22 protein-coding genes are annotated in these 25,173 nt (G+C 68.6%); 14 read left to right on the forward strand and 8 right to left on the reverse strand.

The annotated features are described in order from the left end of the window. The first annotated feature begins 5 nt into the window (after positions 1-5). Positions 6-797: an aminotransferase class IV gene (locus IRG63_RS10880; protein ID WP_168627518.1), complete on the forward strand. Its 792-nt coding sequence runs from the start codon at positions 6-8 to the stop codon at positions 795-797. Beyond that, the gene (locus IRG63_RS10885) at positions 794-1,474 is read left to right on the forward strand and encodes a DedA family protein (RefSeq protein ID WP_168627519.1); all 681 of its coding nucleotides are present in this window, start codon (positions 794-796) and stop codon (positions 1,472-1,474) included. The genes IRG63_RS10880 and IRG63_RS10885 overlap by 4 nt, the downstream gene beginning before the upstream one ends. 5 nt (positions 1,475-1,479) lie before the next feature. Here the strand turns inward: IRG63_RS10885 and IRG63_RS10890 are convergent, their stop codons facing one another. The 5 genes from IRG63_RS10890 to IRG63_RS10910 form a co-directional block, all read right to left on the reverse strand. Beyond that, the gene (locus IRG63_RS10890) at positions 1,480-2,418 is read right to left on the reverse strand and encodes an ABC transporter substrate-binding protein (protein WP_193510112.1); all 939 of its coding nucleotides are present in this window, start codon (positions 2,416-2,418) and stop codon (positions 1,480-1,482) included. Positions 2,419-2,437: 19 nt separating this feature from the next. Then, positions 2,438-3,172 carry an ABC transporter permease gene (locus tag IRG63_RS10895; protein WP_193510113.1) on the reverse strand — a complete coding sequence of 245 codons (735 nt, stop codon included), beginning with the start codon at positions 3,170-3,172 and terminating at the stop codon, positions 2,438-2,440. After that, entirely contained in the window at positions 3,169-3,849 is a 681-nt protein-coding gene (locus tag IRG63_RS10900) for an ABC transporter permease (RefSeq protein WP_193510114.1), read from the reverse strand. The genes IRG63_RS10895 and IRG63_RS10900 overlap by 4 nt, the downstream gene beginning before the upstream one ends. After that, positions 3,846-4,673, reverse strand: coding sequence for an ABC transporter ATP-binding protein (locus IRG63_RS10905; RefSeq protein WP_168627523.1), 828 nt, complete (start codon positions 4,671-4,673; stop codon positions 3,846-3,848). Before IRG63_RS10905 ends, IRG63_RS10900 begins: the two co-directional genes overlap by 4 nt. A gap of 94 nt (positions 4,674-4,767) precedes the next feature. Then, positions 4,768-5,397, reverse strand: coding sequence for a TetR/AcrR family transcriptional regulator (locus tag IRG63_RS10910; RefSeq protein WP_193510115.1), 630 nt, complete (start codon positions 5,395-5,397; stop codon positions 4,768-4,770). Between the two features lie 202 nt (positions 5,398-5,599). On the opposite strand from IRG63_RS10910, the gene IRG63_RS10915 reads away from it, so the two are divergent. Both IRG63_RS10915 and IRG63_RS10920 read left to right on the forward strand, forming a co-directional pair. Then, positions 5,600-6,664, forward strand: coding sequence for an App1 family protein (locus tag IRG63_RS10915; protein WP_168627525.1), 1,065 nt, complete (start codon positions 5,600-5,602; stop codon positions 6,662-6,664). A 55-nt stretch (positions 6,665-6,719) separates the two neighbouring features. Next, entirely contained in the window at positions 6,720-7,538 is an 819-nt protein-coding gene (locus IRG63_RS10920) for a siderophore-interacting protein (protein WP_193510116.1), read from the forward strand. Between the two features lie 20 nt (positions 7,539-7,558). On the opposite strand, the gene IRG63_RS10925 is transcribed toward IRG63_RS10920, so the two are convergent. Continuing rightward, complete coding sequence (locus IRG63_RS10925; RefSeq protein WP_168627527.1) at positions 7,559-8,392, reverse strand: Ku protein; 834 nt, start codon at positions 8,390-8,392, stop codon at positions 7,559-7,561. Between the two features lie 85 nt (positions 8,393-8,477). Here IRG63_RS10925 and IRG63_RS10930 point away from each other — a divergent pair, with 85 nt between their 5' ends. The 5 genes from IRG63_RS10930 to IRG63_RS10950 all read left to right on the forward strand — a co-directional run bounded on the left by IRG63_RS10930 (position 8,478) and on the right by IRG63_RS10950 (position 16,626). Next, complete coding sequence (locus IRG63_RS10930) at positions 8,478-10,886, forward strand: ATP-dependent DNA ligase (RefSeq protein WP_193510117.1); 2,409 nt, start codon at positions 8,478-8,480, stop codon at positions 10,884-10,886. 5 nt (positions 10,887-10,891) lie between these two features. Next, positions 10,892-11,845 carry a DNA topoisomerase IB gene (locus tag IRG63_RS10935; RefSeq protein ID WP_193510118.1) on the forward strand — a complete coding sequence of 318 codons (954 nt, stop codon included), beginning with the start codon at positions 10,892-10,894 and terminating at the stop codon, positions 11,843-11,845. 106 nt (positions 11,846-11,951) lie between these two features. Then, entirely contained in the window at positions 11,952-12,974 is a 1,023-nt protein-coding gene (locus IRG63_RS10940; RefSeq protein WP_193510119.1) for a 3-oxoacyl-ACP synthase III, read from the forward strand. 68 nt (positions 12,975-13,042) lie between these two features. Beyond that, positions 13,043-15,655 carry an alpha/beta fold hydrolase gene (locus tag IRG63_RS10945; protein ID WP_193510273.1) on the forward strand — a complete coding sequence of 871 codons (2,613 nt, stop codon included), beginning with the start codon at positions 13,043-13,045 and terminating at the stop codon, positions 15,653-15,655. Next, complete coding sequence (locus tag IRG63_RS10950; RefSeq protein WP_193510120.1) at positions 15,652-16,626, forward strand: NAD(P)-dependent oxidoreductase; 975 nt, start codon at positions 15,652-15,654, stop codon at positions 16,624-16,626. The genes IRG63_RS10945 and IRG63_RS10950 overlap by 4 nt, the downstream gene beginning before the upstream one ends. A gap of 3 nt (positions 16,627-16,629) precedes the next feature. Here the strand turns inward: IRG63_RS10950 and IRG63_RS10955 are convergent, their stop codons facing one another. Continuing rightward, entirely contained in the window at positions 16,630-17,985 is a 1,356-nt protein-coding gene (locus IRG63_RS10955) for a glucose-6-phosphate dehydrogenase (RefSeq protein ID WP_168627533.1), read from the reverse strand. 73 nt (positions 17,986-18,058) lie between these two features. Between IRG63_RS10955 and IRG63_RS10960 the strand changes: the two genes are divergently transcribed. The 4 genes from IRG63_RS10960 to IRG63_RS10975 are packed head-to-tail and all read left to right on the forward strand — an operon-like array spanning position 18,059 to position 23,039. Further along, positions 18,059-19,882 carry a glycoside hydrolase family 15 protein gene (locus tag IRG63_RS10960; protein ID WP_193510121.1) on the forward strand — a complete coding sequence of 608 codons (1,824 nt, stop codon included), beginning with the start codon at positions 18,059-18,061 and terminating at the stop codon, positions 19,880-19,882. Further along, the gene (locus IRG63_RS10965) at positions 19,879-20,958 is read left to right on the forward strand and encodes a winged helix DNA-binding domain-containing protein (protein WP_193510122.1); all 1,080 of its coding nucleotides are present in this window, start codon (positions 19,879-19,881) and stop codon (positions 20,956-20,958) included. Before IRG63_RS10960 ends, IRG63_RS10965 begins: the two co-directional genes overlap by 4 nt. A gap of 28 nt (positions 20,959-20,986) precedes the next feature. Beyond that, complete coding sequence (locus IRG63_RS10970) at positions 20,987-22,033, forward strand: FUSC family protein (RefSeq protein ID WP_168627536.1); 1,047 nt, start codon at positions 20,987-20,989, stop codon at positions 22,031-22,033. Positions 22,034-22,061: 28 nt separating this feature from the next. Then, a complete protein-coding gene (locus IRG63_RS10975) occupies positions 22,062-23,039 on the forward strand; it encodes an NAD(P)H-quinone oxidoreductase (RefSeq protein ID WP_193510123.1) in 978 nt (325 codons plus the stop codon). Between the two features lie 9 nt (positions 23,040-23,048). On the opposite strand, the gene ptsP is transcribed toward IRG63_RS10975, so the two are convergent. After that, entirely contained in the window at positions 23,049-24,713 is a 1,665-nt protein-coding gene (gene ptsP, locus IRG63_RS10980) for a phosphoenolpyruvate--protein phosphotransferase (protein WP_193510124.1), read from the reverse strand. Positions 24,714-24,875: 162 nt separating this feature from the next. On the opposite strand from ptsP, the gene IRG63_RS10985 reads away from it, so the two are divergent. Then, entirely contained in the window at positions 24,876-25,169 is a 294-nt protein-coding gene (locus IRG63_RS10985) for an HPr family phosphocarrier protein (RefSeq protein WP_168627539.1), read from the forward strand. Positions 25,170-25,173: the final 4 nt, after the last annotated feature.

Consider the following 25,173-nt stretch of genomic DNA (forward strand, 5'->3'; position numbering starts at 1 on the left):
ACTCTATGAGCCGCACCGACCTCCTCCGCTGGAACGGCAGCACGCTCGAGCCGCTGGAGTACTGCGACCCGAGCGAGTACCTCTTGGAGGCCGCCGATTCCTGGCTCGTCGAGGATGGTCAGACCCTCGCCCTCGGGCTGCACCGCGAACGGTTCACCCACGCGATCGCTGCGCGCGGGTTCGACACCGATCCGGATGCGTTCTGGCGCGCGGCGACCGACAGCGTCCCGAACGATGGTGCCTGGTTCCCGAGGGTCGAGCTGCAGTCCCGCGGTGGTGCCGGACTGTTCGTGCTGCGGCTGCGCAACGCTCCCGAACGGGCGCAGGCCATCACCCTCGCGACGCACAACGGCCCGGACCCGCGCACCGCACCGCGCATCAAGGGGCCGGACCTGGCGGCGATGACCCGGCTGCGCGGGGAGGCGAAGCTCGCGGGAGCCGATGAGGCGGTCATCCTGCGGGATTCTCTCGTGGTCGAGGGGTCGACCACGGCGCTGCTCTGGTGGGAGGGCGATGTGCTGTGTCAGCCGCCGCTCGCGCTGGAGCGGATCGACAGCGTCACGGCGAGGGCGCTCATGGGCATCGCTCTGGCGCTCGGCACGAGTGTCGAGGAGTCGGCAGCGACCCCGGCCGATTTGGACGGCCGCGAGCTGTGGGCGCTCAACGCGCTGCATGGCATCCGCATCGTCACCGGATGGGTGGACGGACCGTCTCTCGCGGCGGAACCCGGTAGGCTCCACACCTGGCGCACGCGACTCGCTGCGCTGCGCACCACACCCGAAGGACCACCCGCGTGAACGCCATCCTGGACTGGATCCTGGCGACGGTCTCTTCCGTGCACCCGGCGGTGCGTACGCTGCTGGCCGGCCTGGCGATCATGCTCGAGACGTCGGTGCTGATCGGCTTGATAGTGCCAGGCGACTCCGTGGTGATCGTCGCGAGCACCGCGATCAGCAACTGGTTGGAATACCTCTCGCTCATCCTGGTCGTCATCGGCGGCGCGCTCACCGGCGAGAGCATCGGCTTCGCCCTCGGCCGGTACTTCGGGCCGAAGATCCGGGACTCGCGGTTCGGCGGGTGGATCGGACGGGACAATTGGCGTCGCGCCGAGAACTACCTGGACAGGCGCGGCGGGATCGCGGTGTTCGTCTCGCGCTTCCTGCCCGTGCTGCACTCGCTCATCCCGCTGACCGTCGGCATGAGCTCGATGACCTACCGCAAGTTCATGACCTGGACCATCCCCGCCTGCGTCATCTGGGCCGTCGCCTACGCATCCGTCGGCTGGGCGGCTGCGGGGACTTACCGCGAGCTGTCCAAGCAGCTGCACTGGGCCGGCTACGTCTTCGTGGGCATCATCGCCCTGTTCCTGCTGCTGATCGTGGTCGTGAAGACCGTGCTGCAGCGCAGCCAGGCCAGGCACATGGAACGCCCGGGCGACGGCGACGCCAACACCCTCGAGGACGCCGAGTCCTAGCGCGCTCAGTCGATGAGGTTGTTGTCCCTCAGCCAGTCCTCGGCGATCTGCTTCGAGCTCTGCTGCTCTGTGGTGCTGAGACCGTTCAGCCGGATCAGCTCGTCGGTGGTCAGCAGCGCGTTCACCTCGTTCAGCAGGTCGGCGATCTGGTCGGCGAGGTCCTGGCTCACGATCGGCACGACGTTCTGCGCGAGGAACAGTCCCTCTGGGTCATCCAACGTCACGAACCCGCTGGTGGCAATGTCGGGGTCGGCCGAGTAGACGTCGCCCATGGTGATCTCACCGCTCTCGAGTGCCGCCTTGGTCAGCGGCCCGCCGCTGTCGCCGATCGCCGTGAACGACACCTCGACGCCGTAGGTCTCGAGCAGGCCGTCCGGCCCGTACGGGCGCTCGGCCAGCTCAGGATTGCCGCCGAGGATGATGGGCACGTCGACCCCGGCGAGGTCGGCCAGACTCGTCACGTCGTGCTCGTCTGAGAACTCCTGCGTCACGTTGTACGAGTCGGCGTCCTGCGCGTCCGCGCGATCCAGCGCGGTGAGGCCATCAGGGAGCGCGTCGGTGAGCTGTTGGTACACGGTGTCCGGATCGGTCCCGGAGCTGTCCGGGTCGAGGAACTGCAGCAGGTTTCCGGTGTACTCGGGGAAGACGTCCACTTCGCCGTTCTCCAGCGCCGGCCAGTACGCGTCGCGCTGGCCGATCTGGTAGCGGCGTTCGACCGTGAAGCCGGCGTTCTCGAGCACCTGCGCGTACAGCTCGGCGATGATCTCGTTCGAGTAGTACGCCTGCGAACCGACCACGATCGTCTCGCCGTCACCGGTGGCTCCCGGCCCCGGCTCGAGCGGGTTGCTCTGGCTGCACCCTGCGATGCCGAGCACCGCTGAAAGCGCGATCGCGGACAGCGCCAAGCGCTTCGGGCGGGCGGAGCTGGTCGTTGCTGTGAACATGGCTTTCACCTCTCGTCCCTCACGCTCGTGAGGGTTCAACTGTCTCACGCGCCCTGTTCGGCCGCGCACTGATATTCCTGTGTTTGGCCGCAAGAACCCCGCGAGGAGTAGCGAGCCGTTCCAACACCGCGAACAGCGCATCCAGCAGCAGCGCGAGCGCGACGATGACGAGTGCCGCGCCGAGCATGACGTCGTACTGGCGAAGCGGTATCGCGGTGAAAATGTAGATCCCGAGCCCGCCGAGCCCGACGTAGGCGGCCAGCGTCGCTGTCGCCACGATCTGCAGGGCAGCGCTGCGCAGCCCACCGATCAGCAGCGGCAGGCCGATCGGGATCTCGACCTTCATCAGAATCTGCCACTCGGTCATCCCCATGGCTCGGGCCGCGTCCACCGTCTTGGGATCGACGGACTGCACTCCCGCGTAGGCGCCGGCGAGCACCGAGGGGACGCCGAGGACTACGAACACGATGATGGCCGCGACATCCGCTCGTGCCGGGCCGAGCAGCAGCGCCATGACGGTCAGCAGCCCGAGGGAGGGCAGGGCACGCGCAGCGCCGGACAGCGCCACCGCCACCTCGCGTCCCTTCCTCGTGTGCCCGATGTAGTAGCCGAGCGGGGACGCGATGACAGCGGACACCAGCAGGGAGACGAACGTGTAATAGAGGTGCTCGCCGATCCGCACGGGCAGCGCGTTCGCTCCCTCGAGGCGCTCGGGTGAGAACAGCCAGGCGATCGCGTCCAGGAAGAGGTTCACGCCGGAACCGCCGTGGTCACCGGAATCCGGCGGCGCGCGCGGGCGTCAAGGCGCGTCCACGGCAGCACCAGCCGGCCGAGCAGCACGAGCAGCCCGTCAAGGATGAGGGCGATCACCACGGTCATGACGATGCCGGTGACGATCTCGACGATGATGCCGCGCTGCAGGCCGTTGGTGAACAGGAAGCCGAGGCTCCGCACGCCGACGAAGACACCGACCGTGACGAGACTCACCGTGCTGACTGCGACAACACGCAGGCCTGCGAGCAGCACAGGACCGGCCAGCGGAAGCTCCACGGAGAAGAACCGCCACCACGGCGAGTAGCCGACCGCGGTCGCCGATTCGCGGACGATCGGGTCGACTGATGCGAGGCCGTCGGCAACCGAGCGGGTCATGAGCGCGACGGCGTAGATGGTGAGCGCGATGAGCACGTTGAGTTCGCTCAGGAAGCTGATCCCGAGCAGCGGAGGCAGCAGCACGAACAACGCCAGCGACGGGATCGTGTAGAGCAGCCCGGCGAGGGTCAGGACGAGTCCGCGAGTCAGCTTGTACCGATAGGCGAACCACCCGAGCGGTACCGACACGATGAACCCGAGGATGATCGGCGGAAGACTCAACCGCAGGTGCTCGACGGAGAGTTCTAGCACCAGGTCGAGGTTGTTCCACAGCCAGTTCACTCGCCGGGCTCCCCCTCGAGCAGGACACCCGCTGCGCGACCGTCGCGGTCGATGAGAACGGTGCGGCCATCGGTGTGAACCGCTCGCAGCGCGCGGCGGCCACGATCGGCACCGATGAAATCCGCCACGAAGTCGCTCGCCGGGTTGGCGAGGATCTCGGCCGGGCTGCCGACCTGCGCGATCCGGGCGCGCTGCTCGAGGATGACCACCTGATCGCCGAGCAGGAAGGCCTCGTCGATGTCGTGGGTGACGAAGACGATGGTCTTTGCGACTTGCCGTTGGATGCGGATGAGCTCCTGCTGCAGGTCGGCGCGCACGATCGGGTCGACCGCGCCGAATGGCTCGTCCATGAGCATGATGTTCGGGTCCACCGCGAGAGCCCGTGCCACACCGACCCGCTGCTGCTGCCCTCCGGAGAGCTGACTGGGGTAGCGATCGGCAAGCCCTCGGTCCAGGCCCACCGTGTCGAGCAGTTCCAGCGCACGCGCTCGCGCGTCGCGCTTCGACACGCCTTCCAGCAGCGGGACGGTCGTGATGTTGTCGACGACCTTGCGATGCGGCAGCAGCCCGGAATTCTGCAGCACGTAGCCGATTCGCCGCCGCAGCGGGACCGGCGCGACGCGCGCGATGTCCTCACCGTCGATCTCGATGGTCCCCGACGTCGGGTCGACCATCCGGTTGATCATGCGCAACAGCGTCGTCTTGCCGCTGCCGGACGAGCCGACGAGCACCGTGGTCCGCCGGGACGGCAATTCCAGGCTGAAGTCCTCGACGGCGATGGTGCCGTCAGGGAAGCGCTTCGAAACGGAGCGGAACTCGATCATCCTGCTGACGGCTCATTCCTCGTGTACGACCGGCGGTGTGACCAGTCCAACACTAAATAGAGCTACCGTCATTCCCACGGGCGCCGAACGAGGATCAGCTCTGCTTCGGCTCGCCGTAGTGGCCGACCAGGTACTCCCGCGCGACCCGCCGGGCCTCGCCGATGTAGGCGTCGTCCCCGGAACTCTCAAAGCTGAACGCCCGGGACAGCAGCGCGTCGACGATCGTGATGACCACCTCGAGGCGCATGGCGAGGTCCCCTTCGGGCAGCCCGTAGCGCGACACGAACACCGGGACGAGTTCGCGCACAACGCGGCTGGCACCGGTGTCAGCGCCCTCACGGGGGCGCAGGTCGATGACGTCACCGAAGCGCAGCGCGGCGAATGCCGGCTCTTCGCGGAACGAGGAGACGAAGTCGTCGATCACCGCGTCGAACGCATCCCACCAGGTGTCGTGCCCGGTGTCGGTCACGCTCGCCCTGACCTTCTCGGTGAAGCGATCGACGGCGCGGGCGCTGACCGCCTGAAGCACGGCAATGCGGTCGGGAAAGTAGCGGTACACGGTGCCGATGGATGCGCCGGCACGCTCGGCGACCATGGCGGTCGTCAGACGCTCATACCCCAGCGCATCGATGGCCGCCGCAGCGGCATCGAGCAGGCTTGCAAGTCGCGCGGTGCTTCTCGCTTGAACCGGTTCATTGCGTAGAAGTGCGGATGCGTCAAGCACTTGGACTCCCTGTGGATCGTGCGAATTCGGGGTAATCGCGGGTGGAACTCAATTAGTTTCGAAATACTATCGCGCCCCCGTCAGGGGGCGTGTCACATACTCACACCTAGGACGTAAATCACGGGTATTTTTCAGGATACTGGTTTGGCAGCCCACCCGGCCGGTGCACGGCGACGCACCGGCCTCATGAAAGACTGGTCGAATGAGTCGCCCCGTTCCAGCCTCCGACGACCGGTCGCCGGCCCCGGAAACTCCGCCCCGCCCCGGGTTCGCGGCTCGTCTCGAGGACCGATTCCACGCCTGGCGCGAACGGCGCGCACGGAAGCGCGGCCACACCCCGGTCGTCATCCCGTACACCGGCTACGGCTCAGCCGGCTGGACTCGCGTGCTGTGCCGGGTGCTGCTCGCCAAGCCGTCGCCGCCGGTCGAGAATCCGCAGGCGCGCTACAAGAAGATCCGCGGCTGGCGAAGCTTCACGAGTGTCTCCGTCAACGACGTCGACGTCATCATCACGATCGAGGGTGTCGAGCACCGCTTGCGCGCCGACCGCGGCGGCATCGTCGACGCCGTGGTGCCGACCGAACTCAGCCCCGGCTGGCACACGGTCACCATCCGCACCGACGAATCGGAGACCGTCGACGCACCCGTCTTCATCGTGACTCCGGATGCCAGTGTCGGCATCATCTGCGACATCGACGACACGGTCATGGTGACGAGCCTCCCCCGCCCATTCCTGGCGGCCTGGAACACCTTCGTGCTCGACGAGCATGCCAGGCGGCCGGTTCCCGGGATGGCCGTCCTGCTGGAGAAGCTCACCCGGGCGCACGAGGGCGCGCCGGTCATCTACCTGTCGACCGGCGCCTGGAACGTGGCGCCGACCCTCAACCGCTTCCTGTCACGCAACCTGTACCCGGCCGGGCCGCTGCTGCTCACCGACTGGGGTCCGACGCACGACCGCTGGTTCCGCAGCGGCCGAGCCCACAAGGAGCAGAGCCTGGGGCGGATCGCCGAGGAGTTCCCGAGCCTCCGCTGGATCCTGGTCGGCGATGACGGCCAGCACGACGAGGAGATCTACGGCGAGTTCGCGGGTTCGCACCGGCAGAACGTCGCCGCCGTCGCCATCCGCCAGCTGACCGGCGGTGAGGCTGTGCTGGCCGGTGGGCGCAGCAAACCCGACGAGCACGAACCGGTCGAGTCGGTGCCGTGGGTGTACGCCGAGGACGGCGCCGGCCTCGCCGACCACTTCGAGTCGCTCGGCCTGCTTTAACCGATTACCGTTGAGTGGCGGTTCTTCTTGCCGCCGCCTATCCCAGGAGTGTTCATTGATTCAGCGCGGCCAACTCGTGCGCCACGACTTCGCCATCCGCGACCTCACCGTCTCGGCCGTGCGGGAACTCTCCCCGGGCTTCCGTCGCGTGACGCTCACCGGCGCTGACCTGGCCGGATTCACCAGCCTCGGCGCCGGCGACCACAGCAAGGTCTTCTTCCCCGACCCGGCGAACGGCGACTACGCGGTGCCCGCCCTGACCGAGGATGGACTGCGGATGCCGGATGCCGGCACCGTGATCATGCGCGACTACACGCCACGCGCCTTCCGGGAACTGTCGGCCGAGCTGGACATCGACTTCTACCTGCACGGCGACGACGGACCCGCATCCGCCTGGGCGGCGCGGGCCAGCGAGGGAGATCGTCTGGTTCTCGCCGGACCACGCGGATCCCACTTGCCGCCCACCGGGGCGGCACGGGTCGTGCTGCTCGGTGACGAGACCGCCCTGCCCGCGATCGCGCGCTGGATCGAGATCCTCCCGGAGCCGATCGAGGTGTTCGTCTTCGTCGAGTTGGGCAACCAGTCGGATGCCGCCTACCTCGACCCCGACCACGTCCACCGGGCCCGCGTGGTCTGGCTCGGTAAGGGCGACGGCGGGCTCGAGCGCGCCATCCGGTCACTGGATACGGCGGTCATCGGCGACGACACCTACTTCTGGGGTGCTGGCGACAGCGAATCGCTGCTTCCGGTGCGCCACTACCTGCGCCGCGAACTGGGCCTGCCGGTCACCCAGGTCAAGCTCACCGGCTATTGGAAGCCCGGTGTCGAGGCTCTCGACCACCACGCGCCGATCGACCCCACCGACCCCGACTGACGGCCAGGGCGGAACTCGCCCTAGCTCGCCGCCTTCTTCCCCTTCTTCGGCGCTGGCGCCTTCTTCTGGCCGCCGCGGGACTTCTCGACGCTCTTGCGCAGCGCCTCCATGAGGTCGAGCACCTCGCCGCCCTCCTCTTCGGCGGCCTGCCCGAAGGTCGCCTCGGTGTCGAGGGCGTCGCCCTCCTCGAGCTTGGCGTCGATCAGGGTCTTCAGCTGCTGCTGGTAGTCGTCGGTGAACTCGTCCGGGGTGAAGTCCGACGAGAACGAATCGACGAGCGCAGCCGACATCTCCCGCTCCTTCGCGGTGATCCGCGCCGGGTTCTCAAGCGACGGGAACTTCGCCTCCCGGATCTCGTCACCCCACAGCAGGGACTGCAGCATGAGCACGCCCTCCCGCACCCGCAGCGCGCCCAGCTTGGTACGCTGCCGCAGCGCGAACGTGACGACGGCGGTGCGGTCGGTGTCCTCGAGGGTCTTCCGGAGCAGCTCGTACGCCTTGTTGGATGAGCCGTCCGGCTCCAGGTAGTAGCTGCGGTCGAACATGATCGGGTCGATCTGGTCGGTGGGGACGAACTGCTCGACACTGATCTCCCGGCTCTTCTCCGCCGGCAGCGCCTTGAAGTCCTCCTCGGTCAGGACCACGGTGCGTTCGCCGTCGTCGAAGGCCTTGTCGATGTCGCGGTACTGCACCACCCTGCCGCACACCTCGCAGCGGCGTTCGAACCGGATGCGCCCGCCGTCCTTGTTGTGCACCATGTGCAACGAGACGTCGTGATCTTCGGTGGCGCTGTACAGCTTGACCGGCACGTTGACCAGCCCGAATGCGATGGAGCCCTTCCAGATCGATCTCATGTCACGCTCCTATCCACCTTTCAGTACAACCGCGAACGCGAAGGCTTATCAAGGGATTTCCCAGTTACACGGCAAAGATTGAGCCATGCCGAAGGCGACACGGGGCACGGGAGAACTGGTCTCGGTCGATGGAAGGCGCATCCGGATCACCAACCTCGACAAGGTGCTCTACCCGGAGACCGGGACGACCAAGGCAGACGTCATCGCCTACTACTCGGAGATCGCCGACGTCCTGCTCCCCCACTGCGCGAACCGGCCGGCAACCCGCAAGCGCTGGGTGCACGGTGTCGGCACCGCGAGCAAGCCCGGTGAGGTGTTCTTCCAGAAGAACCTCGACAACTCGACTCCGTCGTGGGTGCGCCGCCGGCCGATCGAGCACAGCGATCGCACCAATGTCTACCCGCTCGTGAACGACCGGCCGACACTCGTCTGGCTGGCGCAGATGGCCTCCCTGGAGATCCACGTGCCGCAGTGGGCGTTCGGCCCGCGCGGTGCGCGACTGAACCCGGACCGGATGGTGCTCGACCTCGACCCCGGCGAGGGTGCCGGGCTGCAGGAGTGCGCCGAGGTCGCCCTGCTCGCGCGCGCCATCATGAAGGGCATGGGCCTCGACCCGATGCCGGTCACCAGCGGCAGCAAGGGCATCCATCTGTACGCGGCCCTCGACGGCAGGCAGACGTCGGATCAGGTCTCGGCGGTGGCAAAGGAGCTCGCGCGTGCACTGGAGGCCGATCACCCCGACCTGGTCGTCAGCGACATGAAGAAGACGCTGCGCACGGGCAAGGTGCTGGTCGACTGGAGCCAGAACAACGGCAACAAGACCACCATCACGCCCTATTCGCTGCGCGGCCGGCTGCACCCGATGGTCGCTGCCCCACGAACCTGGCGCGAATTGGCATCCAAGGAGCTCGCCCACCTGGACTACCAGGAGGTGCTGAAGCGCGTGCGCACTCGCGGCGACCTCCTCGAGGGACTCGACTCGGTCGCAGCGTCGGCCGGGAGTGCCGAGGGGCACGACCGGCTCGAGCTGTACCGCGACAAACGCGACCCGAAGAAGACGCCAGAGCCGATGGGTGGTGCGCCGACCGGTGACGGCAACTCGTTCGTGATCCAGAAGCACGAGGCACGACGGCTGCACTACGACTTCCGGCTCGAGCGGGACGGCGTGCTCGTCTCGTGGGCGATTCCGAAAGGGCCACCGACGGACCCGAAACAGAACCATCTGGCGGTACATACCGAGGACCATCCGCTCGACTACGGCTCGTTCGAGGGTGAGATCCCGGCCGGCGAGTACGGCGCCGGCCATGTCGAGATCTGGGACCGCGGTAGTTACGAGGTGGAGAAGTGGCGCGAGGACGAGGTCATCGCGACCCTGCACGGCGCGCCGGAGGGCGGCCTCGGCGGCTCCAAGCGGTTCGCGCTGATCCGCACCGGCGCAGCCGGGAATCCGGACAACTGGCTGATCCACCTGATGAAGCCGAAGACCGAGGAGAAGCCCCGGTCGGGGCAGCCCGCCAGGACGATGCCAGAGCCGGTGAAGCCGATGCTCGCCACGGCGGGGACGCTCGAGGGCTTCAGCGGCGCGGATGACGACGAGTGGGCATTCGAGATGAAGTGGGACGGCGTGCGGGTCATGGCCACCGTCGGCGGTGGCGAGGCGCGACTGTTCAGCCGGAGGGGGCTGGACATCACCACCACCTACCCGGAGGTTGTCGTCGATCTCGTCGCGCATGTCACCGTCGACTCCGCATTGCTCGACGGTGAGGTGGTCGCGCTCACCAAGGCCGGCAAACCGAGCTTCTCGCTGCTGCAGCAGCGGATGGGGCTCAGCAAGCCGCGGGACGTCGAGCGGGCGATGCGCTCGATCACCGTGCAGTACCTGGTGTTCGACGTGCTGAACGTCGACGGTGAGGACCTCACGGACCTTCCATACTCGAAGCGGGTCGAGCGGCTGGCCGAGACGGTCAGCCAGGCGGGAACCATCCGAACACCGGATGCTTTCGTGGGAGACGCCGAGGCCGCGATGGAAACCAGTCGCGAGCTCGGCCTCGAAGGCATCCTCGGCAAGCGGCGGACCAGCAGCTACCGCGCGGGTGACCGTTCCCGCGACTGGGTCAAGCTCAAGCACACCGCAACGCAGGAGGTCGTGGTGGCCGGCTGGCGACCGGGCAAGGGAAACCGGTCGGGGCGGGTCGGCTCGCTGCTCGTCGGCATTCCAGAGGACGGGAAGCTGCGCTACGCCGGTCGCGTCGGCACGGGCTTCAGCGAGGCGGAACTCGGCTCGATCACCAAGCGGCTCAGCACCCTGTCACGCGCGACCAGCCCGCTCATCGACGTGCCACGCACAGACGCGGCCGACGCCCACTGGGTGACGCCCAAGCTCGTGGGTGAGGTCGAGTTCTCGGAGTGGACGACAGCGGGCCGGCTTCGGCAACCGACCTGGCGGGGTTGGCGACCCGACAAGTCCCCGTCCGAAGTCCGCAAGGAGAGCTGAACCAGGTGGCACGGCTGCGGAGGGTCGATCCGGCTGCCCCGGGCTGGCGCAGGGTGCGCGCCGGCCGCGGCTTCCGCTACCTCGACGAGTCCGGTGCGCCACTTCCGGAGGAGGAGCTCGAGCGCATCCTCGCCCTGGCGATCCCGCCCGCATGGAAGGATGTCTGGATCTCACCGTGGCCGAATGGCCACATCCAGGCGGTCGGCACCGACGCCGCGGGCAGGCGGCAGTACCTGTACCACGAGCAGTGGCGCCGCAAGCAGGACGAGCTGAAGTTCGATCGGGCGCTGGAGCTTGCCGCTCGGCTGCCCGGCGCCCGACGCGCCGTCACCATTGCGTTGCGCGGCGACGACCTGACACGCGAGCGTGCCCTGGCCGCCGCGTTCCGCATCCTCGACACCGCGGCCCTGCGGGTGGGTGGCGAGCAATACGCGCAGGACAACGGAAGCCACGGCCTGTCGACGCTCCTCTGCCGCCACGTCACGATCTCCGGCGACACCATCGAGTTCTGCTTCCCAGGCAAGAGTGGGCAGGAGTGGTTCTCCGCCGTCACCGACGCCGAACTGGCCAGAGCGCTCAGAGCGATGAAGCGACGCTCCGGTCGATTGCTCGGCTGGCGGGACGACGACGGCTGGCATCCGCTCACCGCCGCCGACATCAACGACGCGGTGCGCTCGCTGGTCGGGCCGGATTTCACGTCCAAGGACTTCCGGACGCTGAGTGGCACCATCGCGGCGGCGAGATCGCTCGCGGGAACGCTTCCGAAGACCCGCTCCGCTCGCGACAAGGCGGTCGCAGCCGCAATGCGGGACGCAGCCGAGGCACTCGGCAACACGCCAGCCATCGCCCGGAAGAGCTACGTCGATCCCAGGGTCATCGACCGCTTCCATGACGGAGAGGTGATCTCCAGGGCAGGCGCCGGCGAAACCGCGCTTCGAGACCTGCTTGAGGATCGCTAGAGACAGCTTCTGAAAATAACACGGATACCAGTCAGGATACGTGCGGTGAACGCGCAGAGGCCGCGGTCAGGATGACAAGGCGAACTCTAACTGACAGGGAGGCTCGTTGGACGGAAACGCGACGACCTCGCACACCAACGTCGCCCTGCTCTCGGTCACAAGCACCCTCGCTGCGCGAATCACTTCATCGGCCGAGATCGACAGGCAGCTGGCACCGGTCCTGCGCAAGTTGAAACTGCCCGACGGCCTGCTGCAGCGGGTTGCTGGCGTGCACGAGCGCCGCAACTGGGGCGAAGGCCAGACTTTCGACGACGCGGCTGTCTCCGCAGGTGAACGGGCCTTGCAGGCGGCAGGCGTTGAGCCCGGTCAGGTGGGGCTGCTCATCAACACCTCGGTGACGCGCAAGAATCTGGAACCGTCCGTGGCCGTGCGCATACACCACCGGCTGGGGCTGCCGTCATCCGCTGTCAACTTCGACATTGCGAACGCCTGCCTCGGCTTTGTCAACGGGATGTCACTGGCGGCCGGGCTCATCGACTCCGGCCAAGTGAAGTATGCCGTCATCATCGACGGTGAGGACGCCGACGACATCCAGATCAACACCATCAACCGGCTCAGCCGCAGGGGCATCGGCCGCAAGGACTTCATGAGCCAGTTCGCCAGCCTCACCCTTGGTTCCGGAGCCGCTGCTGCCGTGCTCGGACCGGCGGATGCGCATCCGGCAGGCCACCGGGTGCTCGGCGGCGTGACCCGCGCGGCCACCCAATTCAACGACCTCTGCGTCGGCAGCGTCGACGGCATGTTCACTGATGCGAAAGCGCTGCTCAAGGGCGGCATGGAGCTGGTTGTCTCCGCCTGGGACGAAGCGAAGCGCGACTGGAACTGGTCGAACATGGACCGCTACATCGTGCACCAGGTGTCGGACGTGCACACCAACGCCATAGTCAAGGCATCGGGCATCGACCGCTCCCGCGTGCCGCTCACCTACCCGAGACTCGGCAATGTCGGCCCCGCGTCGATCCCGATCACGCTCGCCGAGGAGGCAATAAGCCTGGCCCCGGGCAGCCGGGTGTTGCTGATGGGGGTCGGGTCGGGCCTGAACACCGCGATGATGGAACTCGCCTGGTGACGCCGCGTCTTCCGCGTGCCGCTATTCTCACTGCCCCTGCCCGGCTGCCGCCTCTTGGCCTCGAGGGCATGGACGCCGCCTCCTCCCGGCTGGTGATCGCTCCGGATGCGCAGGGCAGACCGCGCACCTGGCACCTGCTCGACAACGGGGCACGGCTGGCGGAGCTCGGCGTTACGGCGACGGGCACGATTCTCTGCGTGCACGGCAACCCGACCTGGTCGTATCTGTGGCGCGGGCTGGTCAGCGCGGCGACGGATGCGGCGGGACTCGGTGACCCCGCCTGGCGGGTGATCGCGGTCGACCAGTTGGACATGGGTTTCTCGGAGCGCACCGGGGAGACCCGCGGCCTGCCTGGGCGGGTCAGCGACCTGTCGTCGCTCACCGACGCGCTGGAGCTGAACGGCCCGGTCTTCACCCTCGGCCATGACTGGGGTGGCCCCATTTCGCTCGGCTGGGCGATCGACCATCCCCAGCTGCTGGCTGGGGTAATGCTGCTGAATACAGCAGTGCACCATCCCGGCGGCCCCATCCCCGTCCCGCTTCGACTGGCCTTGAGCGCGCCGGTGCTGGGACCCGCGACGGTTTCCACGCCTGCGTTTCTGGAGAGCACTCTGGCTCTGGCACATCCGCCGCTCACCGCCGACCTGAAGCGAGGCTACCGCGCCCCCTACCGAACGGCCGGCCGCCGTGGCGGTATCGGGGCCTTCGTCGCCGACATCCCCATCGGCGCTGATCACCCCAGCCGAGCCGAACTCGACCGCATAGCCGACGGGGTGCGCAACCTCAGGCGGCCCGCCCTGTTGCTGTGGGGGCCGCTGGACCCGATTTTCAGCGACAACTACCTGGACGACCTCATCGAGCGGATGCCGCAGGCGGACGTGCACCGATTCGAGGGGGCCGGCCACTTGGTGGCCGAAGATGCCGACTACGCTTCGGCGGTGCTCGCCTGGCTGGACGAGCAGCAGGCAGTGGGGCAGCTGGATCCGCCTTTCCAGCCAGCGACTGCGGTCGCGGCGGGGTCCGACCGGCCCCTCTGGCACCACCTTGAAGCGCTTCGGGACAGCTCCGGCACCGCGCTCGTCGAACTCGCGCCGCCACGCGGCCGCACTCCCCGGGTGGTGAGCTGGCGCCTGCTCTCGCGTCGGGTGCGGCAGATCGCTGCCGGCCTGACGCGCTGCGGAGTGAAGTCCGGCGATCGGGTTTCCCTGCTCATCCCGCCCGGCGCCGACCTCACCGCGGTGCTGTACGCCTGCCTGCGCATTGGTGCGGTGGTGGTGGTGGCAGACGCCGGCCTCGGCCTGGGCGGGCTCACCCGGGCGGTGCGCGGCGCCAGGCCAGATCACATTGTGGGTGCGGCGCCCGGACTCACGGCCGCCCGGGCATTGGGCTGGCCGGGGCAGAGAATCGCCACCGCACGGCTGGCACCCGGCGCGAAACGCGCGCTCGGGGTCTCGCACCTGCTGGCCGATGTCGCCCGGCTGGGGTTCGACGAGGAACTTCCGCCGCCGCCATCAGCCGCCGATACTGCCGCGGTGCTGTTCACGTCCGGTTCCACCGGGCCCGCGAAGGGCGTCGTCTACACGCATGCGCAACTCGCCGCGCTCTGCAAGGCGCTTGCCGACCAGTACGGCGTCGGAACGGGCACCGGCCTAGTCGCCGGCTTCGCCCCGTTCGCCCTGCTGGGCCCCGCGCTCGGTGCCCGGTCGGTCACCCCCGACATGAACGTGACGTCCCCGAAGACACTCACCGCCTCGGCGGTCGCGGCCGCGGTGGCTGCGGCGAATGTGGACACCGATTCCACTGTGGTGTTCCTCTCTCCCGCCGCCCTGTCCAACGTCGTCGCAACCGCGGATGCCCTGACCGCCGCCGACCACAGCGCCCTGGGGCGGGTGGAACTGTTCCTCTCGGCCGGAGCCCCGGTGTCCGAGTCGCTGTTGACCGCAGCCTCCGCACTGATGCCGGCGGCGAGCGCGCATACTCCCTACGGCATGACCGAGGGGCTGCTGCTGACCGATGTCTCGCTACAGGGCATCTGGGCTTCGGCTGCCGTGGCGGCGGACGGCCCGGGCGGCGTTTGCGTCGGTTTCCCGACGGCGACCACGCAGGTGCAGATCAGCCCCCTGGATGAAAACGGCAACGCGGTCGGTGCCCCGATGGATGCACCCAACGTCACCGGCGAGATCGTCGTCTCGGCGGCGCACCTGAAGGACCGCTACGACCGGCTCTGGCTGACCAACGAAGCCGCCACCCGCGGCACGGGCGCCGGACGCTGGCACCGCACCGGCGACGTCGGCCACCTCGACGAACAGGGGCGGCTGTGGGTCGAGGGCAGGCTGCCGCACGTGATCACCACGGCGGCCGGCGTGCTCACCCCGGTCGGTCCGGAGCAGGCGATCGAGTCGGTTCCCGCCATTGCCCGTGCCGCGGTGGTGGGTGTCGGTCCGGCTGGCACCCAGCAGGTCGTCGCGGTGGTAGAGACAATTCGGCCTGCCCCACGTGTGTCCCTGGCTAGCACCGAGCTCGCGGCTTCCGTTCGCGCATCCGTCTCGCATCCGATCGCGGCGGTGCTTGTGGTGCCGCGGCTGCCGACCGACATCCGGCACAACTCGAAGATCAACCGCACGCGGCTGGCCGATTGGGCAACGCGACTACTGGCCGGCGGCCGCATGGTGCGGCCATGAGGGTGCTGGTCACCGGGGCGAGCGGGTTTCTGGGTCGGGCGGTCGCGGCGCAGGTCGCAGCGGCCGGACACTCGGTGCGGACGTTCCAGCGGCGGCCTTCCGGGGTCGCTGGCGTGGAGGACGTGCACGGTTCGGTGACCGTACGTGCCGACGTCGTCCGCGCGGTTCGGAACATCGACGCGGTGGTGCACCTGGCGGCGAAGGTGTCGATGGCGGGTGACCCGGCCGAGTTCCGACGGGTGAACGTCGGCGGTACGCGGGCGCTGCTCGCCGCAGCGCAGGCGGCAGGGGCCAGCCGATTCGTGTTTGTCTCCTCCCCCTCCGTCGCGCACTCGGGCAGCTCGATCATGGGCGACGATGCGTTGTCTGCCGACCCGCTGCGTGCCCGCGGTGACTACGCCCGCACCAAGGCGGTCGCCGAGCTGATGGCGCTGGCCTCCGACGCCCCGGGGTTCTCGGTGGTGGCGGTGCGCCCGCACCTGGTCTGGGGTCCGGGCGACACCCAGCTGATCGCGCGCATCGTCGACCGGGCCAGGCGCGGCCGGTTGCCGCTGCTCGACCACGGCGCAGCCATGATCGACACGACGTTCGTGGACAATGCCGCATCCGCGATCGGTGCTGCGCTCGAGCGGGCGGATGCCGTCCACGGCCAGGCGTTCGTGGTCACCAACGGGGAGCCCCGCCCGGTGGCAGAGCTGCTGGCCGCAATCTGCACCGCGGCTGGCGTAGCCGCTCCCCGCTGGCGGGTCCCTGCGGCGGTGGCGCGTGGTGGCGGTTCCCTCGTCGAGGCGCTCTGGCGGGTGCGGCCGGGTGCGGATGAACCGCCGATGACCAGGTTCCTGGCCGAACAGTTGTCGACGGCGCACTGGTTCGACCAGCGTCGCACCCGCGCCCACCTGCAGTGGGCACCCACGGTCACGCTGGAGGAAGGCTTCCGCCGCCTGGCCGCGTCGTACAGACGGCGGTCATAGTGCTCAGGGACCGGCCGATCCGGCCGGGTACTCCTCGAGCGGCACCTCGTCGTCTCGCCATGCCTTCATCACCGGCTCGACGATGCGCCAGCACTCCTCGATCACGTCGGAACGGACCGACAGTGTCGGGTCGCCCCGCAGCATCCCGGAGATGACCTCGCCGTACGGCAGCAGGTCCCCCGTGCCGAAATCGACCCGCAGCGTGGTCTGCTCGAGCGTGAACGGGTCGGCCTCGCCGTTGATGTTGAGGTCGAGCTCGATGACCTCTGGGCTCAGCAGGATGCGCATCCGCGTCGCTCCGTCGTACCCCTTGAACCCGCTCGGAAGGTGCGGCACATCCTTGAACTGAACGACGATCTCCTTTCGGATGTCGCCGATCGCCTTCCCCGAGCGCAGCCGAAACGGGACACCGGCCCAACGCCAGTTGTCGATCGTGACGGTCACCTCGGCAAGCGTCTCGGTCTTCCGGGCGGGGTCAACGCCCGGCTCGTCCGCGTAGTCGGGAAAGGTGCGGTCCCCGATCCTGCCTGCGGTGTATCGCGCGCGGCGGCTTGACTGGCGGGCGTCGCCGTGGGCGACCCGGGTCGCCCGGAGCGTCTGCGCTATCGCGCCGCGCAGGTCATCGGCGTCGACGCTCGACGGCGGTTCCATCGCGAACAGCGCCAGGACGATCAGGAGGTGGCTCTGCAGCATGTCGCTGAGCGCGCCGGCACGGTCGTAGTAGGACGCGCGCCCTTCGAGGCCGAGTTGCTCGTCGAAGACGATGTCGACGGCTGCGATGTTGTCCGAGTTCCAGACCGGCTCGAAGATTCGATTCGCGAAGCGGACGCCGAGCAGGTTGAGCACCGTGGCCTTGCCCATGAAGTGGTCAACCCGGTGCACGGCGTTCTCCGGAACCAGCCTGGCCAGCAGCCGGTTGAGCGCCTTGGCGCTCTTCAGGTCGGTCCCGAACGGCTTGTCGAGCCCGAACACCGTGCCATCGGGAAGCTCGACCCGTGCGAGGGCGCGGCACGCCTTGGCTGTCACCGCCGGTGGCAGCGCGAAGTAGACCGCCGGCGTGCCCTCCACTTCGCCCAGCACCCGCCGCAGCTCCTCAGGGTTGGTCACGTCGGCCTGCAGGTAGCGGGATCGCGCGGCGGTGTCCGAAGCGTACTGGCCGGATGCGCCGATCGAGTCGAATGATTTCCTCACCCGCTCGCGCCAGTCGTCGTCAGACAACGGGTCCTGGCCGACTCCGATGAGGTGGAAGCCGGTCATCCGCTCGGCATCCAGCAGTTGACCCAGGCCGGGCATGAGCAGTCTGGCGGCCAGATCGCCCCCACCGCCCAGGATGACGAAGGTGTCGATTCGGTCGGCCATGGGGCCAAGGCTAACCGGCGACCTTGAAGACAGATCAGGGTTCCCTGACGGGAGAGCGTGTCAGGATGAGCGCGTGCCACTGCGCATCGAGGACTACGCACTCATCGGTGACTGCCACACTGCCGCGCTGGTCGGTGTCGACGGGAGCATCGACTGGTTGTGCCTGCCGCAGTTCGACTCCCAGTCGATGTTCGGCGCGCTGCTCGGCACCGAAGACCATGGTCGCTGGCTGCTCGCACCGGCCGACGCGGTGCTGTCGACGAGCCGCGCCTACGACGGTCCAACCTTCAATCTGGTCACACGCTGGGAGACCGCCGATGGTGAGGTCGAGGTCACCGACCTCATGCCCCACGGGAACAAGCGCGCCGACCTCGTCCGCCGGGTGCGTGGCATCCGTGGCAGCGTGACGATGCACCAGGAGGTGCGCATCCGCTTCGGGTACGCCAACGCCATGCCGTGGGTTCGCCAGGTGGCGCACAAGGGCGGGCCGGCGCTCATCGCGATCGCCGGCCCGGATGCGGTCATCCTGCGGGGACCGGCGATGAAGGCCATCGACCATGCGCACGCGTGCGACTTCACCGTGTCGGCAGGTGAGACGGTCGACATCCAGCTGACCTGGTACAAGTCCTACCGCCCGCCGCCGCCCGCGGTGGATATCGATGCGGCGATCGAACGCACCACGGCGTGGTGGACCGACTGGGCGGCGCCGCTGCAGAACACCGGTCCCTACCGTGATCAGGTACTGCGCTCCATCCTCGTGCTGCGCGCGCTGACGCTCGAGACAACAGGTGGGATCGTGGCGGCAGCCACGACCAGCCTGCCCGAGCAGTGGGGTGGCGTGCGGAACTGGGACTACCGCTTCGTCTGGCTGCGCGACGCGTCGGCCACGCTGGAGGTGCTCGCCAGCCGCGGGTTCACGAGCGAGGCCCTGGCCTGGCGCGGTTGGCTGCTGCGCGCCATCGCCGGCGATCCCGCCGACATCCAGATCATGTACGGACTCGCAGGAGAGCGGATGCTCGTCGAGCACATCGTCGACAGCCTGCCCGGGTACGACGGCGCCGCTCCCGTGCGACGCGGCAACGCCGCCTTCGGCCAGTACCAGGGCGACATCTTCGGCGAGGTGATGATCGCGCTGCAGAAGTCGCGCGAGGCAGGCATCGAGGAGGATCGCTTCTCGTGGCCGCTGCAGCGCGCGCTCATGCAGTTCGTGGCGGAGAACTGGCAGCGACCGGACCATGGCATGTGGGAGATCCGCGGCCCGAAGCGGCATTTCACCCACTCTCGTGCCATGCTCTGGGCCGCCGTCGATTGCGGAGTGCGCGGCATCGAAGAGCACGGCCTCGACGGCCCGCTCGACGAGTGGCGTGCGTTGCGGCAACGCATCCGGGACGACATCGAAGAGCACGGGTTCGACCGCAGGCGGAACAGCTACACGCAGTACTACGGCAGCGAGGGTGTCGACGCCACCCTGCTTCAACTGGCCCAGATCGGCTACCTGAAGCACGACGACCCGCGGATGCTCGGCACGGTCGCCGCGATCGAGAACGAGCTCATGCGCGACGGCGTGCTGTTGCGCTACCGCACCGAGACCGGCGTCGACAAGCTCCCGCCGGGAGAGCACCAGTTCCTCGCCTGCTCGTTCTGGCTCGTCGAGCAGTACGCGCTGAGCGGCCGGGTGGAGGATGCGACGGCGCTGATGGACCGGCTGGTCGGCTTCTGCAGCGACCTTGGTCTGCTCTCGGAGGAGTACGACACCGGCCAGGGTCGACAGGCCGGGAACACGCCGCAAGCGCTCTCCCACCTCGGGCTGGTGCGCGCAGCTGGCGCCATCGCATTCGCAACGGGAGAGCAGCCCGAGCCGAAACTGGCGACGGTGAGCAAGAAGGCCCAGCGGTGACCACAGCGTCGCGCCGGATGCTGCGGATGCGCCTGGCCGCGCAGCGAATCAGCACCGGCAAGCTCACATCACCCGCCGACGTGGTGCGGTGGATGACGGCGATGCAGGCGCAGGACTTCAACGGCGCACGCTGGGCGGTCGCGTTGCGCACTGACTCGGCCACTCAGCGCGACATGGATCATGCGCTCGCGAGCGGAACGATCGTTCGCTCCTGGCCGATGCGAGGAACGTTGCACTTCGTCGCCCCGGAGGACCTGAGATGGATCCTCGGCCTCACGACCGAGCGACTGCTCCGCCAGGCAACTACCAGGCTCAGCAGCCTTGGACTCGACGAACGGCAGATCGAGACTGCCCGCTACGCGGCGATCGACGCGCTGCACGGCGGCCGCTCGCTGAGCCGGATGGAACTGTACCGAGCATTCGAGCGCGGCGGCGTGTCGGCGAATCAGCAGCGGGGCTACCAGTTGCTGTGGATCTTGTCGCAGACCGGGACCCTGTGTTTCGGGCCACCCGACGGGAACACCCAGACCTTCGCGCTGCTGGACGATTGGGTTCCGACGTATCGGCAGTTGGAGGGCGACGAGGCATTGGGCGAACTCGCACGCCGCTATTTCGCCGCGCGCGGGCCCGCCACGATTCGCGACTTCGCCTGGTGGGCGTCGCTCAGGCTCGCCGATGCGCGTCGGGGACTGGCCGTCGCGCGCGACGACCTGGAGCTCACCGAGTTTGATGGGGCCGAATTCTTCCACGAAGCCGCCAGCGAACAGGGTGCGGATGGAATCCGGCTCCTTCCCGCCTTCGACGAGTACCTGCTCGGCTACCAGGACCGCTCACTCCAGCTCGACGGCGAAAGCCTCGGGGATCTGGTGCCCGGCGGCAACGGAGTGTTCCCGAACACCCTCGTTGTGGACGGGGTGGTGCGTGGCACGTGGCGTCGGCCATCGCGCGCGACGAGCGTCGAGGTGACGCCGTTCGAGCCGCTGAAGCCTCGCGCGGAAGCGGGTCTCAGAAGGCCGGCGCGCGAATACGCGCGGTTCCGTGGTGAGAAACACGCTGAGGTTGTCGTCACTGGGTAGCCTCCGGGGCCGCAACTACGCTTGAGGTGTGCGGCGCTACGTTCCCGAGGTCTTTGTCTCGACCCGTAGCCCGCTGCTGCAGGTACTGAAGACGTTCGTCGCGGCATCCGGCGCCTGGTTGGCCTGTGTATGGCTGCTCGACCAGCCCGCTCCCATCTTCGCCGCGATCGCGGCGCTGCTCGTCGTTCAGCCGAGCGTCAACCAGTCGCTCGCGAAGGGTGTCGAGCGCAGCGTCGGCGTGATCCTCGGCGTCATCATCGCGTTCGCGGCCGTGACCTGGTTCGGCAGCTCGGCCCTTGTCGTGATCGCCGTGATCCTGGTGTCTTTGCTTGTCGCCTGGGCACTCAAGCTGACGCCCGGCTCGTCGAACCAGATCCCGATCAGCGCCCTGCTCGTGGTCGCGCTGGGTGCCGCCACGCCGGGGTACGGGGCCGAGCGTATCCTCGAGACCATCATCGGCGCCGTCATCGGGCTCGTCGTCAACGTGGCGATCGTGCCACCCGTGCACAGCGCTCCCGCGCACGCAGCGGTCGCTCAGCTCGCCGAGGGCATCGGCGGCACGCTCGACGACTTGTCCACGGCGCTGCGAACGCCGACCTCCTTCCCCGAATTGGACGCGTTGCTGCAGAGGACGCGCGGCCTGCGGGGGCAGCTGCAGAAGGCATCCGACGCGATCTCCGCGGCGGACGAAAGCCTCATGCTGAACCCGCGCGGCGGCAAGCACCGCGAGCGCATCGACCACGACCGCAAGGTGCTCGCGTCGCTCGGCGTGCTCGTGACGCGGGTGCTCGGCATGGCGCGCGCCGTGCGCGACCACTACTCCCCCGGGCTCAGCGATGATCGGATCGTGCGCTCTATCGCGGTTGAGCTGGAGCGGGCAGGACACGACGTTCGGCTGCTCGCGACAGAACCGCGGCCAGGCGAGGACAACGCCGACCAGCCGACGGCCCAGCTGCCGGCGCTGACTGCCCCGCTGGTGATCACGCACCCGCATCCGGAGCACTGGATCCTGGTCGGCTCGCTCATGGAGGACCTGAGGCGCGTGCGAGAGGAATTGGCGGGCCAGCTGACCTGACCTCACGCCGGGGGCGTACCGTTGAGGAATGCGTGCGATGACCGTCCCCCTGTCCGGAAGCGCCCAGGCCTTCACCCTGAGCGAGTTCCCGGATCCGGTTCCGGGTCCGGGCGAGGTGCTGATCGAGGTGGCCGCGGCCGGCGTCAACCGGGCGGATGTCGCACAGCGGCAGGGAACCTACGCGTCCGCCCCCGGATGGCCGGAGTGGCCCGGACTCGAGGTGTCGGGAACGATCGCGGCGGTTGCGGGGCAGGTCGGCGACTGGAGGGTCGGCGATCGGGTATGCGCCCTGCTGGGCGGGGGCGGCTACGCCGACCTGGTCGTGGTCCCGACCACGCACCTGCTCCGGGTGCCGGAATCAGTCGACCTGGTCGACGCGGCCGGGCTGCCCGAGACGGTGTGCACGGTGTGGTCCAACGTCTTCATGACCGCGGGGCTGAAGGCGGGTGAGACGCTGCTCGTGCACGGCGGCGGCAGCGGCATCGGCACAACCGCCATCCAGCTCGCGCGGGCGCTCGGCTCGCTGGTGGCGGTCACCGCGGGCAGCCAGCGGAAGCTCGACGTGTGCCGCGAACTCGGCGCGGAGATCCTCATCAACTACCCGGAGCAGGACTACGTGACCGAGTTGCTGCGCGCGACCGATGGGCGCGGCGCCGACGTCATCCTGGACCACATCGGCGGTGACTACCTCGACCGTGACCTCCAGGCGCTCGCACCGCACGGGCGGATCATCATGATCGGCAACCAGAGCGGGCAGCAGGCGACCATCAGCATCGGCCGGCTCATGCGCAAGTGGGCCACCATTCACGGCAGCACGCTGCGGGCGCGAAGCGACGAGGAGAAGTCCGAGATCGTCGCGAGCGTCGCCGCGAACGTGTGGCCGCTCGTCGAGAACGGGCAGGTCACGCCGGTGATCGACGAGCGCATCCCATTGACCGAGGTGGCACGTGCGCACGAGAAGCTCGAGGCCTCCGAGCACGTGGGGAAGATCCTGCTCGTGCCCTGAGAAGCCGTGTCAGCCGGCGCTGTGCAGCGGCACCTTCGCGACCGCCTCGCGCGCTCCGGCCGCGGTCGTCGCGGAGAGCGCGGCCGCCGCCATCGCCTCGGCGTCCTCGCGCGTGTGCTTGGCGAGTTCCGCGCGCACGTCGGCGAGCGCCGCGGGGGTCATCGACAGCGTGGACGCGCCGAGTCCGACCAGCACGACCGCGAGGGTGGGGTCGGCCGCGGCCTCACCGCACACGCCGATCGGCGTGCCTCCGGCGCGGCCCGCGTCGCCGATGAGCTTGATGAGACGCAGGACAGCCGGATGCCACGGGTCCTGGTACGCGGCGACGGAGCCCAGCATCCGGTCGGCTGCGAGCGTGTACTGCGTCAGGTCGTTGGTGCCGATGCTCACGAAGTCGGCGTGCTCGCTCACCTGGTCGGCCATCACCGCGAGGGACGGCACCTCGGCCATGACACCGGCGAATCGGATGCCCAGCTCCTTGGCGAGGGACACGAAGTACGCGGTCTCCTCGGCGTCGGAGACCATGGGCGCCATCACCCACAGGTCGCCCTTCGCGTTCTCCTGCGCTCGGGCGAGCGCGGTGAGCTGGTTGCGGAGGACCTGCTCATGCACACGCAGTGAGCGCAGTCCCCTCAGGCCGAGCGCCGGGTTCTCCTCGGGCTGGTTCTCTACGAACCGCAGCGGCTTGTCCGCTCCGGCGTCGAGGCAGCGGACGACCACCTTCCGCCCGGGGAACGCGTTCAGCACTGCCTCGTAGTCGCGCTGCTGCTCCTCGATGCTCGGCTCGATCGCCGCGTCCAGAAACAGGAACTCGGTGCGGAACAGGCCGACACCCTCGGCGCCCAGTTCGACCGCGGCGGCAGCGTCGGCCGGCGAGCCGAGGTTGGCCAGCAGTGGGATCTTCTCGCCGTCGGCGAGCGTGCCGTCGCTCAGCGGCAGCGCTGCTGTGGAGCGGAACTCGGCGATGCGCGCTGCGGCGTCCTCGAGCTGAGCCGGCTCGGGGTCGATGACGATCGTCCCCGCGCCCGCATCCACGATGACCGGGGTGCCGTCGGTGAGCTCCTCGGCGCCTGCGACGCCGACGATGGCGGGGATCGACTTGGCGCGCGCGAGAATCGCGGTGTGCGAGGTGGGTCCGCCCTCGCGCGTGACCAAGGCGAGCACCTTCTCCAGGTCCAGCAGCGCGGTGTCAGCCGGGGCGAGGTCGCGGGCAACCAGGATGAACGGCGTGTCCGCCTCCGGCACACCGGGTGCGGGGACGCCACGCAGGTGGGCGATCACCCGCTGGGCGACATCCCCGAGGTCGGCTGCGCGCTCGGCCATGTACCCGCCCATGTCGGTGAGTGTCGTCTGGAACTCGGCGAACGCGTCGAACACCGCGCGCTCACCGGTGCTGCCGGCGTCGATCTTGGCGTCCACCTCGTCGACGACCCCCGGGTCCTGCGCCATCATCGCTTGCGCGTCCAGCACGTCCTTCGCCGCCCCGCCTGCCTTCTCACCGCGACGTGTGAGGTCCGCCGCGACGGCCGCCATCGCGGCGGTGACTGCCTGCTTCTCCTGCTCGGCGTCTGTGCTGCGCTCGACGACCTGCGGTTCGCTCAGCGGTTCGGGCATCCGGATCACGCCCCCGCTCGAAATACCCCTTCCGACTCCGATGCCGTGGAGTTCCCGCATTGTCTGCTCCTTCTTGCCGAGTGGGCGCGAGGCGAGGCCTGACGCGCACAAAGCGTCAGAGTACTACTCGAACATCCGCGGACCCGGACCGGCACCGCCCGTGCGGTCGGCGGGGTCGCGACTTAGGATTGGGCCCACAGTTCACGGAAAGGACCCTTCGACATGGCGACAGCGGAACGCACGGTTGTCTTCGGCTCTGCAGTGGGGATGCACGCGCGACCGGCCGCCACGGTGGCGAAAGCGGCAGCGGACAGCGGCCAGAAGGTCACCATCGAGAACAGCGCAGGCAAGAAGGCGAACGCCGCGAGCGTGCTGTTCCTGCTCGCACTCGGCGTGAACCACGGCGACAGCGTGAAGCTCACGGTTGAGGGAGAGCGCGCCGAGGAGGTCGCGGACGAACTGGCGGAGCTGATGGCGTCCGAACTTGACGCCGAGGGCCAGTCGGCGACCTCGTAGGCGC

Source organism: Cryobacterium sp. BB736, assembly GCF_014980265.1.
GTDB lineage: Bacteria > Actinomycetota > Actinomycetes > Actinomycetales > Microbacteriaceae > Terrimesophilobacter.

Bases quoted from the DNA above. Each gene is read 5' to 3' on its own strand.
- IRG63_RS10945 (WP_193510273.1), top strand. From the start codon at position 13,043: ATGGACGCCGCCTCCTCCCGGCTGGTGATCGCTCCGGATGCGCAGGGC.
- IRG63_RS10950 (WP_193510120.1), top strand. From the start codon at position 15,652: ATGAGGGTGCTGGTCACCGGGGCGAGCGGGTTTCTGGGTCGGGCGGTC.
- IRG63_RS10955 (WP_168627533.1), bottom strand. From the start codon at position 17,985: ATGGCCGACCGAATCGACACCTTCGTCATCCTGGGCGGTGGGGGCGAT.
- IRG63_RS10890 (WP_193510112.1), bottom strand. From the start codon at position 2,418: ATGTTCACAGCAACGACCAGCTCCGCCCGCCCGAAGCGCTTGGCGCTG.
- IRG63_RS10880 (WP_168627518.1), top strand. From the start codon at position 6: ATGAGCCGCACCGACCTCCTCCGCTGGAACGGCAGCACGCTCGAGCCG.
- ptsP (WP_193510124.1), bottom strand. From the start codon at position 24,713: ATGCGGGAACTCCACGGCATCGGAGTCGGAAGGGGTATTTCGAGCGGG.
- IRG63_RS10985 (WP_168627539.1), top strand. From the start codon at position 24,876: ATGGCGACAGCGGAACGCACGGTTGTCTTCGGCTCTGCAGTGGGGATG.
- IRG63_RS10915 (WP_168627525.1), top strand. From the start codon at position 5,600: ATGAGTCGCCCCGTTCCAGCCTCCGACGACCGGTCGCCGGCCCCGGAA.
- IRG63_RS10925 (WP_168627527.1), bottom strand. From the start codon at position 8,392: ATGAGATCGATCTGGAAGGGCTCCATCGCATTCGGGCTGGTCAACGTG.
- IRG63_RS10975 (WP_193510123.1), top strand. From the start codon at position 22,062: ATGCGTGCGATGACCGTCCCCCTGTCCGGAAGCGCCCAGGCCTTCACC.
- IRG63_RS10905 (WP_168627523.1), bottom strand. From the start codon at position 4,673: ATGATCGAGTTCCGCTCCGTTTCGAAGCGCTTCCCTGACGGCACCATC.
- IRG63_RS10930 (WP_193510117.1), top strand. From the start codon at position 8,478: ATGCCGAAGGCGACACGGGGCACGGGAGAACTGGTCTCGGTCGATGGA.